The organism is Streptomyces sp. NPDC006879 (assembly GCF_042869595.1).
Taxonomy (GTDB): Bacteria; Actinomycetota; Actinomycetes; order Streptomycetales; family Streptomycetaceae; genus Streptomyces.
The window spans coordinates 98,909-113,590 of record NZ_JBIAGC010000013.1; the positions used below are offsets into that span (position 1 = coordinate 98,909).

Here is a 14,682-nt window from a genome sequence, read left to right on the forward strand (position 1 = left end):
CCGCCTCGGGTCAGCTGGGGACGGGCCTTGCGTTCGGGACATCACAGGTTATTCAGGGCGCGCGGTAGGACACCACCCGGTGCCCCTACCCGGGCGTCGAGGGGGCCGGGAGCCTCGTCCCTTCCCTTGTGGCGACCCTCAGCGCACGGAGCCGGCTGCCGGTGTAGCCGGCGAAGAGGCCGAGCAGGAGCCCGGTGAGGGGCGCCAGGCCGCTGCCACCGTCCAGGGCCGCCGTGACGCCGCCGAGGTCCATGCCCAGGACGCTGAAGCCCAGGCCGGCGGACCCGTGGGCGAGCGCCGGCAGGACGAGGGCGGCCAGACACACCAGTGCCCCCAGCCGGAGGCCGAGTTCCAGATGGCGGCTCAGGAGGGCTTCCGTTTCCTGGCGTGCGGTGCGGGACGGGGTACGGGCGGCGGCGAGGTACCCCGCGGCCAGCAGGAAGCTCAGGAGCAGCGCCAGGCCGATCAGCCAGACGGGCAGGCCCGCCACGGTCAGGCCGCCGAGGTCCACGGTCCGCTCCGCGGCCCCCGTGGTGCTCTGGCCGGCGGCAGTGGTGTCGAGTCCACCGCCGAGTCCTTGGAACAGCCCGCCGCCCTGGGCCCGCTGGCGGTGACGTTCGGCCTGCCACGAGGAGCCGAGGCCGGAGCCGAACAGGGCGACCAGCAGGTTGGGGGCGGTCAGCAGCAGTCCGCCGGCGGCCTTGGCCGCCTCGCCGCGGCCGGTCAGGGTCGCGGTCGTGGTGAGGGTGGCCAGCGCCGCACCGAGGAGGCAGACGGCGGCGCCGAGCCCGGTGACGGCTGAGGCGACCGGATTCCACTTCCTCCGTGGCCGGCTGGCCTCGACGGCTTGGGGCATGTGGGTGCGGCGGGCGACCACGCAGCCGAGGCCGAGCACCGCCACGACCCACACCAGCCCCAGGAACACCACGGACCCGGCGTCCGCCTCGAATCGGACGGTGGACAGGCCCTCTTTGAACCGGTCGAGGAGGGCGCCCCCCGCCTGCGGCGCGGCGCCGCCGCCGAACGTGCCCAGCGCGCTCGGCGGCAGCCTCAGCTCACCTCGGGCCAGGTGCGCGACGGCCGGGAAGAGGAGGGCGGCGGCGCCGAGGGCGCCCAGGGCCCTGGCGAGGAACACCGCTCGGGTCGGACGGGCCCGTCGCCGCAGCGGGCGGAAGAACCCGAGGCCGAGCACGACCGTCCCCAGGAGCGTCAGCGTCAGGGGGAGGAAGCTGACCGTGCCCTCCACCGTGAGGACGGGGCCGCCGGTGGAACCGGCCAGCAGGTCGAGGAGGCTCGCGCCGCCCTCCGGGGCCGGGGCGCCGGTGGTGGCCGAGGAGAGGGTGAGCCGGCCCCCCACGGCCATGCTGGTGAGCGCCGCCGTCAGCGCGGCGGACGGTCCCAGCTCCGCCGCGCCAAGCGCGGCGAGCGCCAACTGTCCGGTCGCTGCCATCACGGCGACCGCGGCCAGGAGGGCGCCGGCGCCCTCGGCGGCGTTCCGCAGGGGGCTGGCGGGGTTGCGGGCGGGCGCCTGGGGGCGTTCGGGGGCCGAGCGGACCGTGGCGGGCATGCCGGTTCCTTCCGTTCTGCGGTCTTCTGGGGGCGTGCTCGGGCGCGGCGGGCGGCGGAGGGGCTCTGGGCGGGCCGCCCGCTCGCCGCCGCCCGGCGGAGTTCTCAGGTGGACAGGTCGGCCCGCTCGGTGGCGGTGGAGGCCTTAGGCGGTGCGCTGGTGGGATCTGGGGCGGTGTGTTGCGTCCCCTCCACGTCCACCGTGGGCACGATGCGGTCGAGCCAGCGCGGCAGCCACCAGGCCCGGTGCCCGAGGAGGGCCAGGGCCGCGGGCACCAAGGTCATCCGGACCAGGAAGGCGTCCAACAGGACAGCGACGGCCAAGCCCAACCCGATGGTCTTGACCATCTGTTCACTCGAACCCATGAAGCCGGAGAAGACCGCGATCATGATGATCGCCGCTGCCGTCACCACCCGGGCGCTGTGTTCGAAGCCGCTGCTGATCGCGGCGTTGGGCGACTGGCCGTGGACGTATGCCTCGCGCATGCGGGTCACCAGGAAGACCTCGTAGTCCATGGCGAGGCCGAAGACCACGCCGATCATGAAGATCGGCATCATCGACATCACTGGCGCCGGCGCCGACACCCCGAACAGTGACCCGAGCCAACCCCACTGGAAGACGGCGACGACCGCGCCCAGTGCCGCGGCGATGGAGAGCAGGAAGCCGAGCGCGGCCTTCAGCGGGACCAGGACGGACCGGAAGACGGCGACCAGCAGCAGGAAGGCCAGGCCCACGATGAGGGCGAGGTACGGCAAGGTTGCGTCGCCCAGCTTCCGTGAGACGTCGATGCTCATCGCGGTGGGACCGCCCACCAGCAGATGCGCGCCGTCGGCGTCGCGGAAGCCGGGCTGGCGCAGGATCTCCACGAGCTCTCTCGTCTGCGCGCTGCCGGGTGCGGTGTCCGGTACGACGTTCAGCACGGCCGTGGTCCCGGCCGCGTTCAGACGCGGCGGGGAGACGCGCGCCACCTGGTCCAGTTGCTCGACGCGCCGGGCGGTACCGGCTGCGGCGGCGGTGGCGTCACCACCGCTGCTGGCCTCGACGACGACCAGCAGCGGGCCGTTGTAACCGGGGCCGAACCGTGTGCTGAGCAAGTCGTAGGCGCGGCGCTGGGTGCTGGCGGCGGGCTGGCTGCCGTCGTCGGGCAAGCCGAGCTCCAAGGACGCGGCCGGTACGGCGATCAGGGCCAGCACGGCGGTGCCGGACAGCAGGAAGGGCACCGGACGGCGGGTGACCAGCCGCGCCCAGCGCACCCCAAGCGCAGGCCTCACCGCGGCGGCCGGCGCGGGGAAGATCCGGCGTGGCCGACGGTCGCGGGCGGGCCGGCACCGGTTCCCGGCGATGCCCAGGAGGGCGGGGACCAGGGTGAGAGCGATCAGGACGGCCAGGGTGACGGTGCCGGCGGCGGCGAGTCCCATCTGGGTGAGCAGGGGGATGTTCACGACGGTCAGGCCCACGAGGGCGATCACCACGGTCAGGCCGGCGAACACCACGGCCGAACCGGCCGTGCCCAGGGCCTGTCCGGCCGCGTCCTCACCACTGAGACCCGACGCCAGTTCCGCCCGGTAGCGGGAGACGACGAACAGCGCGTAGTCGATGCCCACGGCCAGGCCGAGCATCGTGGCGAGCACCGAGGTGGTGGAGCCCAGGCCGAGCGGTTCGGCCAGCACCTTGATGACGCACGTGCCGATGCCGATCCCGACAAGTGCGGTCAGCATCGGCAGTCCGGCCGCCACCAGTGAGCCGAAGGTCCAGATGAGGACCAGCGCGGCCACGGCGAGGCCCACGACCTCGCTGGAGTGGCCCGCTTGGGGACTGGAGACGGCGTTCCCGCCCACTTCGACGTCGAGCGTGTCGGTACGCGCCCCCTGCACGGTCGCAAGGAGGGCGGCCCGTGACTCCTCGGCCAGTTGTGGGCCGGCGACCTGGTAGGTGACCTGTGCGTAGGCGGTGGTGCCGTCGGCGCTCACCGAGCCGGTCTGGAAGGGGTCGGTCACCCGTCCCACTTGGGGTGCGCCACCGAGTTCGTGGACGGTCTCGGTGATGGCCCGCTGCACCTCGGGAGCGCTGACCTTGCCGTCCTCGGCGTGGAAGACGACCCGGGCGGTGGCTCCGGCGGCGTTCTGTCCGGGGAAGCGCTCGTCGAGCAGGTCGTAGGCGCGTTGCGCTTCGGTGCCGGGCATCGAGAAGTCGGTGGGCGGGGCCTGGGGGGCGCGGCCGGCGAGTACACCGGCGAGGATGAGCAGCCCGATCCATGCCGAGGTGATGTACCACCGCCTCCGGTGGGAGAGTCGGCCTAGCGTGCGGAGGAAGTCGGCCACCAAGGGCTCCCGGTCAGATCGCGGCTCAACGGGTGGGAGGGCACCCGTCCCAGATGGTCCGGCGGCTCGCGCGGGTGGTGCGGCGGCGATCGCTGCGGCAGGGGCGGGCGGCGCGTCCGGCCGCTCGTGGCGGGGCTTGTCGCCCGGGCCGCAGGAGCGCATCCGGAGCGTCCCATCCGGTACTGGTCGCTTCCGGAGAACTTCTGGGAGTTTCCTGTGAAGGGCGCGCCTGCCCTGGCCGCGCGGCCGGGGCAGGCGCCTTCGGGCAGGGGCCTGGGCCGGAAGGACTCAGGAAACTCCCAGGTCCTCGGTGGCGGTCGGTGTGCCGGTGCGCGGCCCGGGACCACCGGGCGGATCAGGTGGGCGTCCCGCCGGGCTGCGGATCGATGACCAGGGCGGCCAGTTCCCGGGCGAGCGCCTCGGGTACGGGGTCGCCGGTCACCAGGAGGCGGAGGTAGACGGGCCCGAGGAGCACGTCGACGGCCAGGTCCGGGTCGGGCGTGCGCAGCCGGCCCTGGTTTTCGGCTCGACACAGGATCTGGTGCAGGATCTGCCGACGTTCGCGTTCGACCTCGTGCAGTGCGTCGGCGAGTTCGGGCGAGCGGGGGATCTCACCGACCAGACCGGCGATGATCCGCCCGAGGTCGGTGCCGACCAGCAGGCGGATGGTGTTGGTCAGGACGGTGATGAGGTCGGTGGCGGGGTCGGGGGTGCTCGGGGCCGAGGGGTTGACCTGGGCGAAGGCGTCCCGGACGGCGGCGGCGATCAGTTGCGTACGGTCGGCCCAGCGCCGGTAGACGGTGGGCCTGGAGACTTGGGCCCGGGCGGCGACGGCTTCGACCGAGACGCCGCCGGCGCCGCTGTGCGCCAGCAGTTCGACGGTGGCGCGCAGAATGCGCGCCGACGCCTCGCTGCTGCGCGGTCGTCCCGCGGCCGGGCTCGGGCTCGGCTCAGCCATCGGTCAGCGGTCCTTGGCCGGCGAGGGTCTTGTCGTAGGCGGCGAAGCCCTCTTCGACACCCATGACGATCTTCTTGACCTCCAGATAGGGCACCGAGAAGAGTTCGGTGTCGCGGACGGCCTCCCAGAACAGGTAGTAGGCGTTGAGGTCTTCGGTCTCGACGAACAGGACGTCGCTGTATTCGGCGCAGAACGCCTCGGCGTCGAACCAGCGCAGTCGGATTCCTCCGCTCCGTGCGGCCAGTTGTGTGACCGACTCCCAGACGCGGGCGCGTTCGGTACGGTCCAGCCGGAGCCAGGCGGGCTGGAACTGCAGCATGTTCATGATCACGTAGGTCATGGGGCGCTCCTTCTTGTCCCGGGGTCTCCCCGATGCACGGCAATTACTTTACAGTGCTGCACTGTAAAGGAATGTGCGAGGAGGAGCACCCATGCCCGGTCACCCCGCGGAACCCACACCACCGAAGTACGAGAACACCCCGCCACCACTGACCCTGATCACCGGCGGCACCGCGGGCGTCGGCCTGGCACTGGCCCGCCAACTCGCCGCACGCGGCGAACCGGTGCTCGTCTGCGGACGCGACCGGGACCGGGTCGCCACCGCCGACGCGCTGCCCGGCATCGAGGCAGTCCGCTGTGACCTCACCTCCGAGCCGGAAATTCACGCCCTGCTCGCACACGTCCGCACCCGCGGGGGGCTGAGGATGCTCGTCAACAACGCGGCTGTCCAGTTCGACCACCTGCTCCACTGCGACGAACCCGCGAGCCTGCTCCGCGATGCCGACACCGAGATCGCCACCAACTTGACCGCCCCCGTCAAACTGACCGCCCTCGCCCTTGGGCTGATGGCCCACGGAGGCGTCCTGGTCAACCTCACCTCCGCCCTCGCACTGACGCCCAAGAGCAGCGCACCGGTGTACTGCGCCACCAAGGCCGCGCTGCGCAGCTACACCACCGCCGTGCGCTACCAACTCGCCGGGCGCGGCATCCGGGTGGTCGAGGCCGTGCTGCCGCTGGTCGACACCGCGATGACGGCCGGCCGCGGCACCGGGAAGATCAGTCCGGACGAGGCCGCCACCGCCCTCCTGCGCGGACTGGACCGCGGTACCCCCGTCGTCCTCGTCGGCAAGGCCCGCACCCTGGCCGCACTGCACCGCTGGGCACCCGCGTTGGCGGCGCGGCTGCTCCGGGACGGCTGACGTGGACGCGGGGCAGGGGCCGCCGGAACCACCCGCGGCCCCCGAGGCTCCCGCACGCGCCGCAGCACCCGCCCCACCGGGCGCCTCAGAAGTGCACTCGCCGGTCCTCGGGGGTCACCCGGTAGCGGATGTCCCACAGGTTCCGTCGCACGTAGGTGCGCTGCAGCCAGCGGTCCCGGCCGTCGTAGCGGGCCGTGAAGGTGGAACGGGCATGGACACCCTTGCGGTTGTTGATCAACAGGGCCTGGCCCGGGCGCAGGAACACCTCGTGGGCCACCTCCCGGCAGACCGACTGGAGCTGGTCCAAAGCCGCCTGCGCACCGCTCGTCAGGGCCCGCACCCCGTTGGCCGAGATGACGATCTCCGGGTGCACCGCGTCCCCGCTGATCAGCGGCACCGGATCGGACAGCACCTCACTGCCCGCCGCCACGTCACGTACGTAGCTGCCGGGGGCGTTGAGCCGGAACAGCGGTGAGCGCAGGGCCTCCAGGGCGGAGGGTGCCAGCGCGGCCGAGACGTCCCGGGCGTCGGCGTAGTAGGTGCCGGCAACCCCCTCGTGGTCCGCACGTACACAACTGAGCACCAGAAAATCGGGGTTGGCGATGTCATAGCGACCGATCACGTCATGCGTGATGTCACTGTGGAAGTTGAGGAAGACCTCGGATCCCTGGTTGGTCTGCGTCATCGACCCACCCGCCACCGGAATCACGTCGTGGACGAGCTGGCCGGACTTCTCCGTTCGGACCCCGATGGGCTCACCGAGCAGACCGCTCAACCCCAACAGGACGCCCTCGGCCACGAAGGTCGACTTGTCACGGCTCGGTCCACCGTCCACCGGCGTGGCCGGTACCGCAGGGTCCACCGGGAGGTTCTCCACCAGGGCCACGCCGGCGGTGTCGATGTGGCGCCCGAAGTCCAACACCTGCTGGAGCGTCCCGGTGGGCAGGCCGGCGAAGACCTGGAGCCAGCGGGCCATCGAGAAGTCGATGTCGGCGTACGGCTCGGTGACGTCCAGCAGTTGGGCACCCAGGGCGTCGCGTACCTCGTCCGGCAGCGTGATCCGGGTGAAGGTCGCCGCCGAAGAGCGCCGGGGGATGATCCGGTCGGCTTCGAGGGGAGGCTCGGTGAAAGTGGTCAAGGGTTCACGCTCCTATCAGCTGCGGCTCGGGGAACCCGGCGCCGGGGTGGTGGAGTTCGTCGTGCAGGCGTTGGGCCAGGTGCAGGGCCTCGTCCTCGCTGGCCGCAAGATGGGTGGCGACCTTGCTGCCGCGCAGCGCGGTGACGGGGACGCCCGCGTAGACGCCGGGGATGAGGCCCTTGCGGCGCTGGAACTCCGCAAGGTCCACGAAACCTCCCACGACGGCGACCAACGGGCCCCCGGTCAGGCGGATCGTGTCGATGTTGGCGGCGTGGAAGGCGGCGAAGGCCAGGTCGGCTTCGGCGTCGCTGTCGTACGACAGAGCCACCGAACGCTGGTTGAGCACCACCGCCGCGGCCGAGGCACCACGCGTCCCGATCACCGAACCCTCGGTGAAAGGAGCCCGGTTGAGTCGGCATACGATCTCGACGCGGTGCTTCTGCGCGAGCCGCACCGACCTGCGGTGCAACACCTTGGCTCCGTAAAGGGACATCAGCGCGGCGATGTTGTAGGAGACCTCCTTCAACAAGCGGGTGCCACTGACCAGATGTGGGTCCGTGCTGTAGATGCCGTCTACATCCGAGTGGATCTCACAGCGCGGCGCACCGACGGCGGCGGCGATGGCCACGGCGGACAGGTCGGAACTGTTCTTGCCCAGCCAGGTCGGGCGGCCCTGGGCGTCCGCGGCCTGCCCGCCCGGTACCACCACGATGTCGTGGTCCGCGAGCGCGGCGCGCAGCGGCCCCGGGTCGGTGTGCTCCAAACGGGCCCACATGAAGGCGGAGTCGGTCAGCAGACCCAGCTGGTGACCGGCGAGCACGGTGGCGCGGCGGCCACCGCGGTGCAGGGCGGTGGCGAGCAGCTGAGCGCCGATGGTGTCGGCCAACGTCAGCAGGCCGGCCACCGTCTCGTCCTCCGGGTGCGGGTTGACCTGGCTCAGGCGTTCCCGGAACTGCTCGGTCTCCCCCGGCTGCCCGCTGACGACGACCACCAGTTTGCCGCCCTCGGAGTCCATCCGCTCCCCGAGGGCCCGGGCGAGGTCGCCGTACGCAGCGAGGGTACGGAAGCTGGACCCGCCGAACTTCAAAACGGCAGGAGCGGTCACAGCGTGCCCCGATCGACCAGCTCTTCGGCGATCTGGACCGCGTTCAACGCCGCTCCGATGCGCAGGTTGTCCGCGACCAGCCAGAGCCAGAAGGCCCTGGGGTTGTTCTGCGTCTGCCGGACCCGGCCGACGTGCACCAGGTCGGAGCTGTCCACCACGGCCGGCGTCGGGAAGGCGGTCGGGGCCTCACGGTCGTGCACCTCGACCTCCGGCAGCGCGGCCAACACCTCCACCAACTCGGCCCGTTCCACCGGCGACTGACACTCGACGTAGACGGACTCCGAGTGGCAGTTGGCGACCGGCACCCGCACGCAGGTGGTCGTGATGTCCAGGTGCGGCAGCGCGAGGATCTTGCGGGACTCCTGGAGCATCTTCTCCTCCTCCAGCGTGAAACCGGAGTCGAGAAAACGGTCGATCTTGGGGATCACGTTGAAGGCGAGCCCGGGCGGGAAGTGGTGCGGCTCGTACTCGGCGCCCGCGTCCTGGAGCGTCGCACGGCTGGACTCCTGGAGCTCCTCCACTCCCGAGTAGCCAAGGCCGGAGGCGGCCTGATAGGTGCTGACGACCGCGTTGCGGATGCCCCAGCGGTCCTCGATCCCGCGCAGCAGCCGCACCAGCGGGATCGTCGAGCAGTTCGGGTTGGCGACCACCCCGCTCTTCGGCCTGCGGTCCAGCTCGTGGGCGTTGACCTGCGGGACCACCAGCGGGGTGTCCGGGTCCATCCGGAATGCGATGGTGTTGTCGATGACCAGCGCACCGGCGGCCGTGGCCACCGGCACCCACTTCTGGCTGACCGAGGTGCCGGCCGAGAAGAAGGCCACGTCCACCGAGGCGAAGTCGAACTCCTCGATCGCTTGGACCTCGTAGGCGCGGTCCTCGACGTTCAGCACCCGGCCGGCCGAGCGCGCGGAGGCCACCAGGTGGAGCTCTCGGTAGCGCATGCCGCGCTCGGCGATCAGCTCGATCAAGGTGGTGCCGACGGCGCCGGTGGCTCCGACGATGGCGATCCGCGGGGCGGTGACGGCCGAGGCATCGGTGACGAGGGTCATCGGGACTCTCCGATCAGGATCTGGTCGGCCGCGGCGCTACCACCCGCGGCCGTGGACGTGGCCACGGAGGCAGCAGCGGGAACAGGCTGCGGTGTGGCGGGGGCGGGGGCGGGAACGGGCATCTCGGCAGCCGGGCGCGAGGGGAACAGCTTCCAGCCGAGGTTGACCCCGAGGCTGGCGCCGACGATCAGCGGGATGCCGAGCGCCTGGAGCCAGCTGATCCGGTGCCCGTAGACGGCCCAGTCGGCGAGCATCGCGACCGCCGGGTAGACGAACGCCAACACCGCGATCTTCGGAGTGGGCAGCTTCTGGTACGAGGAGTACATCAGGACGTACATCAGGCAGGTGTGGATCAGCCCGAGGCCCACCAGCCAACCCCAGTCGGCGCCCAGCCCCTGCATGTCACCGAAGGACGCAAAGGGCAACAGCAGCGGAATGCCGAGGGTGACCTGGATCAGCGCGACCAGATGCGGTTTCACTCCGGTCACCCGCTTGGTGATGACCGTAGCGAAGGCGTAGAACACCGCGGCCAGTAGCGCCTGCCCGAGCCCGATCAGGTACGTGCTGTTGCCGCCGTCCCGGAAGTCAGCGACGGTGATGCCAGCCACCAGGACCAAGCCGACGAAGGCGATGCCCAGCCAGCCGAACTTGGTCGCGGTCAGCTTGTCGCGGAAGAGCACGGCACCGAGCAGCACCACGTAGAACGGCTGCGTGTGGTAGACCACGGTCGCCACCGAGATGGACGTCGCCTCGTAGGACTCGAAGAGGAACGCCCAGTTGAAGACGATGAACACGCCGCCGAGAGCGGCCAGGCCGACCTTCTTCGGCGTGAAGCCGTGGTCCTTGAAGAAGCCGCGCACCGCGCAGTAGAGGCCGAGCGCGAGGGCGCCGAAGAGGCAGCGGAAGAAGACGACGTTGAAGGGCGAGGCGCCCGACTCGACGACGAAGACCCCGAGGGTTCCGGAGAGGACCATCGCGAGCGTCAGCTCTATGGACCCTCTGAGCTCCGTACTCGCAGCCGGTTTGGGTGTGGTGTCACTACTCATGGGAAGTTCCTTCGCTCGGAGGGGGACGGGCAGGGATACGGGGGAGCGTTCACTGGAGCGGCACGGCGTAGTGCAGACCGCCTCGGGTCCACAGCTCGTTCAGCCCGCGCGGTACGCACAGCCCGGATGCGGCGCCCAGGTTGCGTTCGTAGATCTCGGCATAGGTGCCGGTGGCCTGGAGGACTCGGGCGGCCCAGCCCACGTCCAGGCCCAGCGCCGGGCCGTGGCCGCCGGCGAGCCGCGCGGCCTCCGCCAGCGCGGACGCCCGGTTGCCGGGACCGGCTTCGTCCACGTGGTGTTCCGCGGCCACCAGCAGTTGCAGCACCCATCGGCACAGCCGGTACCAGTGCGGGTCGTCATCGCGGACGGCGGCGGCCATCGGCTCTCGGGAGATCGCGGTGTCGAGGATGCGGTGCGCCCCGGGGTCCGCCAACGCGGCCCGCTCCCCGGCCAACGCGATCCGGTCCAGGACGTACGCCGCGCACTCCCCGGAGGCGTAGGCAGCCAGGGTCTGCGCCGGAGTCGCGAAGGCCACCGGCTGTACAGCCAGGCCGCGGCGCCCGTACCAGGCGGCGAGGTTGGCGGCGCTGGTGGTACCCGCCTGCACGGCCACCGGGCGGCCGGCCAACTCCTCGGGGCACTCGATGCCGCTGTCGAGCGGGACCAGGAAACCCTCACCGTCGTAGGCGGTCACACCGGCGAACAGGACCGGCCACTGGGCTTCGCGACCAAGCGTCCAGGTGAGGTTGCACACCGTCAGGTCGGCCGTGCCGTCGCCCAGCGGCGCCAGCCGGTCGGCCGGGTCCCGGGGCAGCCAGCTGACCCGGTCCCCCTCACCGAGGACCGCTGCGGCGACGGCTCGGGCGACGTCCGCGTCCAGACCCGTCATACTGCCGTCCGCCTGCTGCTGGGACAGCCCACGGATGCCACGGCTGACGACGGCGCGCACGGTGCCGCGCGAACGCACCGCGTCCACGGTGCGGATGCGTTCCGCCGGATCGGTGGAGGGGTTCAGCGCCGGGGTCAGGATGCTCATGTCAGGCTCCACTGGGTCACTCGGGTCAGCTGCTCTCGGTCGAAGCGGCGCTCGTTGTAGCCGAGCATCTCGATCAGGCCCTGTGCCGACAGCGGCCTGCGGCCCGCGAGGTCCGCTCCGCGCAACGGCATCGCACCCGGCTGGGCCCAGCGCAGCAGCCCTCGCTCGTCGACGTAGGCACGGGACTTGTTGGCGTTGTCGCGGTGCAGGCAGAAGGGCACGTCGAGATGGCCGCGGGCGAAGGCCCGCACCAGGGCGGCGCCGACCGTGGCACCCAGCTGAAGGGTGCTGTCGACCAGCATCCGGGCTTCCTCGTACAGGCCGGTGCTGGTGGGCAGTTCGGGCCTGCCCCTTTGGTACTCGTCGGCCGCTACGGCGGCAGCGAACTCCAACGCGTCCACGTTCTCGGACACGGTGGGAATCCGGTGCGCCTCCGCAGGGGTCTTGACGATGAGGCGCTCGGTACCACTGCGCACGGCCAGCCGCGCGCTGTCCTGGAGGATCCGGAAGGAACCGACGGGGGTCCGTGGATAGACGCCCATGTACGTGTAGAGCACCACGTGCCAGTCGATACCGCCCAGCCGCTCGCCGGCCAGTCGGCGAAGCGCCGCAAGTGCTTCCAAGTCCTGCCCGGGATGGGTCTGTTGGGCGTAGCTCAGTGAGATGCTGGTCAGACCGTGCTCGGCGAAGAACAGCGCCTCAAGCACGCTCAGCGCCACCAGCAGGCTGGGCGGGCAGAGCTGACCGAGCATGCAGCCGCCGAAGCTCTCCAAGTGCATCTGGTCTTCCTGGGCGGCGATCAGATCGCAGCAGCGGGACCAGGCTTCGACGGCCTGAGTGAGCGGGGCACGACTGTACGGCAGGCAGTAGGAGACGGGACCGCCCTCGGTGGCGTCGACACCCGCCGCCACCATGGCCTCGAAGAGCGGGTAGGGCAGGGCGGAGCCGTGCCGCACCTGGAGCGGGAAGTCCCGCCCGGTGACCCCTTGGAGCATCCCCATGGTGGCCTGTGGGCCGTGGGCGACCAGCGGGAAACCGTTGAGGTCGGCGCCGGTACGCAGGGCCTGGCGGGCCGAGTCGTGGTCGTTCACCCTGGTGTAGCTGTCGAGGGTCACCGTGCCGACGGAGGTGGCCCTTGCCGCGCGCACGGCGAGCAGTCCTTCGCGCATCACATTGAGATCGGCGAAACCCATGCGGGGCTGCACCACGAGTCGTTGTTCGGCTTTGGCGCGGTGCACGAAGGCGGAGAACCGGTTGCGGCGGCCGGTTCCGGTGAGCTCCGCCGAGCCGACGGGAGCGGGGGCCATGCTCACGCCGCCTCCTTCGCACCGGCGAGGGCCAGTTGGGGCGCCGGAGCCAGACCTCGCAGGAACTCGTCGAAACTTCGCAGCGATCCCTCGGACTCGAAGACTCCGTCGAAGCCGCCCTCGGCGAGTTTCTCGATGAACTTGACGTTCTCCGGGCCCCGGACGCCCAGCTTTCCGCCGATGACCACCCGCAGGTCCTTGAGGTCGGGCTCGCTCCGAATCTTTCGGATCAGCCGGAGACCGTCGAGATGTCCGTGGCCGTTGACGGTGCTCAACACCAGTACGTCAGGACGCTCGGCCCGGCATTCGTCGATGATTACCTGGTCGGGCACACAGGCGCCCAAATTGTGGACTTCCCCGCCGTACTCTTCCAAAAGAAGCTGGAGAAATACGAGGTTCCACATGTGCGCATCCGAAGAAACACTGGACACGACGAATTTTCGGGCCGGGCGCATGAGGTCTGACATGAGTTTCTCCGCATGGTGAAGGGCGTGGCCTGGAAAATCCTGTCCGGAGGGGACTACCGCGTCCAGCTTCGGCCGCGCGGATTAGTTGATGCCGGTCATCGCGATTCCCGATTCAAGAGCACGGAAATCGGATGGAAGGCGCCTGGCACGGAAGAGGACCGCCGTGCGGCGGGGCGCCCCTCCCGGTCAGGCCACGTGCCGCTCCACGGACAGCGCGGGCCCGTTGCCCGACTCGTACTCGGCAGCCATGCACTCCACGGTCCGGTCGACGAACAACCGCATTTCACGGGTCTGCTGGCGGCCACGGCGCCAGGCGAGTTGCGTGAACACCTCGAAGGGGGGTTCCCAGGCCAGGACCGCGAAGGCGCCGGCGGCGATGTCCTCGGCCACCGTCATCGCGGGCAGCAGGCTCACCCCCAGCCCCGCGGCCAGGCCGCGCTTGATGGACTCGATGTTGCCGAACTCCAAGAAGGGCACGGGCTCACCCGATCCCTTGTTCAGCTCGGCTTCGAAGAGCTCGCGGTAGGCGCAACCCGCTTCCGGCGCCAGCACCTGCACCTCCCGCAGTTGGTCGAGTCCGACCCGGTGCTCCTTGGCCAGCGGGTGGTCGGGCGCGGCCACCACCACCAGCGGTTCGGGGCCGAGCACCTCGCTGTCCACTCCGGGGTGACTGGTCTGCGCCTCCATCAGGAATCCCATGTCGAAGACGCCTTGGCGCAGCGAGTGCAGGGTCTCCGCACACAGGCTGGGGCGCAGTTGCAGCTGGAGCTGGGGGTATCGACGGTGGAAGAACTCCAGCACCGGTGGCATTCGGTAGGAGGTGATGCTCTCCATGGTGCCGATGGTCAGCAAGCCGGAAGGCTCGTCCGCGCCCGCGGCACGGCCTCGGGCCTCGCCGGCGAGCGCGACCATCTGTTCCGCGTACGGAAGGAAGCGCTGACCGGCCGGAGTGAGCTGGATCTTCCCGGAGAGGCGTTCGAAGAGTACGACTCCCAGGGACGATTCAAGGCCCTTGATCTGCGCGGTGACGCTGGACTGCGCGTATTTCAGCTCGTTCGCCGCCCTGGTGAAACTGAGCAGCGTCGCGACTTTGTGGAAGGTGGTCAATTGCCTGATGTCCACGGAGACTCCCGAGTATCGGTTGGGGCGGGTGAGCTGCGCTGGGGAGCGTCGTCTCGGTCACTGCCAGGTCCAGCTGTCCCCGCTGGAGCTCGGGGTGGGGGTCGGCTCGACGAGCGGGGCTGTCGGCACCCCGTTGGTCGACGGACTGGGGGCGGCGGGCGAAGCGATGGCGGCCACCGGAACGGCGAGCGCCGCACCCGAGAGAAGGACGACGGCGGCTGCGCGGGCGAGACTGCTGGAAAGCATGCGTATTCCTTCGCTGAGAGCGGTGATAGCGGAAATCCGGAAACCTGCCTGGTTTTGGTGCGAAACGGCTCGGTCCGGTTGTGGACGGCGTTTACGGTCCCGCCGATGACCCTCAGTTTTG

The 14,682-nt window shown here is 70.6% G+C and carries 14 protein-coding genes; 1 reads left to right on the top strand and 13 read right to left on the bottom strand.

The features are described 5' to 3' along the window. Positions 1 to 85 precede the first annotated feature (85 nt). The 4 genes from ACFYMC_RS13385 to ACFYMC_RS13400 form a co-directional block, all read right to left on the bottom strand. A complete protein-coding gene (locus ACFYMC_RS13385) occupies positions 86 to 1,567 on the bottom strand; it encodes a streptophobe family protein (protein WP_388523299.1) in 1,482 nt (493 codons plus the stop codon). Positions 1,568 to 1,671: 104 nt separating this feature from the next. Next, a complete protein-coding gene (locus tag ACFYMC_RS13390; protein ID WP_388523302.1) occupies positions 1,672 to 3,888 on the bottom strand; it encodes an MMPL family transporter in 2,217 nt (738 codons plus the stop codon). A 355-nt stretch (positions 3,889 to 4,243) separates the two neighbouring features. Further along, on the bottom strand, positions 4,244 to 4,846 hold the full coding sequence (locus tag ACFYMC_RS13395) for a TetR/AcrR family transcriptional regulator (RefSeq protein ID WP_388523304.1): 603 nt from the start codon (positions 4,844 to 4,846) through the stop codon (positions 4,244 to 4,246). Further along, the gene (locus ACFYMC_RS13400) at positions 4,839 to 5,186 is read right to left on the bottom strand and encodes a darcynin family protein (protein WP_388523305.1); all 348 of its coding nucleotides are present in this window, start codon (positions 5,184 to 5,186) and stop codon (positions 4,839 to 4,841) included. Before ACFYMC_RS13400 ends, ACFYMC_RS13395 begins: the two co-directional genes overlap by 8 nt. 91 nt (positions 5,187 to 5,277) lie before the next feature. Between ACFYMC_RS13400 and ACFYMC_RS13405 the strand changes: the two genes are divergently transcribed. Then, positions 5,278 to 6,045, top strand: a complete 768-nt coding sequence (locus tag ACFYMC_RS13405; protein WP_388523307.1) for an SDR family oxidoreductase — start codon at positions 5,278 to 5,280, stop codon at positions 6,043 to 6,045. Positions 6,046 to 6,130: 85 nt separating this feature from the next. Here ACFYMC_RS13405 and ACFYMC_RS13410 read toward each other — a convergent pair whose 3' ends face one another. The 9 genes from ACFYMC_RS13410 to ACFYMC_RS13450 form a co-directional block, all read right to left on the bottom strand. Continuing rightward, positions 6,131 to 7,183, bottom strand: coding sequence for a TauD/TfdA family dioxygenase (locus ACFYMC_RS13410; protein WP_388523308.1), 1,053 nt, complete (start codon positions 7,181 to 7,183; stop codon positions 6,131 to 6,133). A 4-nt stretch (positions 7,184 to 7,187) separates the two neighbouring features. Further along, entirely contained in the window at positions 7,188 to 8,288 is a 1,101-nt protein-coding gene (locus ACFYMC_RS13415; protein ID WP_388523310.1) for an aspartate kinase, read from the bottom strand. Next, positions 8,285 to 9,337, bottom strand: a complete 1,053-nt coding sequence (locus tag ACFYMC_RS13420; RefSeq protein ID WP_388523313.1) for an aspartate-semialdehyde dehydrogenase — start codon at positions 9,335 to 9,337, stop codon at positions 8,285 to 8,287. Before ACFYMC_RS13420 ends, ACFYMC_RS13415 begins: the two co-directional genes overlap by 4 nt. After that, a complete protein-coding gene (locus ACFYMC_RS13425; RefSeq protein WP_388523316.1) occupies positions 9,334 to 10,383 on the bottom strand; it encodes a DMT family transporter in 1,050 nt (349 codons plus the stop codon). Before ACFYMC_RS13425 ends, ACFYMC_RS13420 begins: the two co-directional genes overlap by 4 nt. A 49-nt stretch (positions 10,384 to 10,432) precedes the next feature. After that, positions 10,433 to 11,419 carry a transporter substrate-binding domain-containing protein gene (locus ACFYMC_RS13430; protein ID WP_388523318.1) on the bottom strand — a complete coding sequence of 329 codons (987 nt, stop codon included), beginning with the start codon at positions 11,417 to 11,419 and terminating at the stop codon, positions 10,433 to 10,435. After that, positions 11,416 to 12,726: a methylaspartate mutase gene (locus ACFYMC_RS13435; protein WP_388523454.1), complete on the bottom strand. Its 1,311-nt coding sequence runs from the start codon at positions 12,724 to 12,726 to the stop codon at positions 11,416 to 11,418. Before ACFYMC_RS13435 ends, ACFYMC_RS13430 begins: the two co-directional genes overlap by 4 nt. A gap of 2 nt (positions 12,727 to 12,728) precedes the next feature. Then, the gene (locus ACFYMC_RS13440) at positions 12,729 to 13,193 is read right to left on the bottom strand and encodes a cobalamin B12-binding domain-containing protein (RefSeq protein WP_388523321.1); all 465 of its coding nucleotides are present in this window, start codon (positions 13,191 to 13,193) and stop codon (positions 12,729 to 12,731) included. 186 nt (positions 13,194 to 13,379) lie between these two features. Next, positions 13,380 to 14,315, bottom strand: a complete 936-nt coding sequence (locus tag ACFYMC_RS13445; protein ID WP_388523324.1) for a LysR family transcriptional regulator — start codon at positions 14,313 to 14,315, stop codon at positions 13,380 to 13,382. A gap of 57 nt (positions 14,316 to 14,372) precedes the next feature. Next, positions 14,373 to 14,561, bottom strand: coding sequence for a hypothetical protein (locus ACFYMC_RS13450; protein ID WP_388523327.1), 189 nt, complete (start codon positions 14,559 to 14,561; stop codon positions 14,373 to 14,375). Positions 14,562 to 14,682 lie beyond the last annotated feature (121 nt).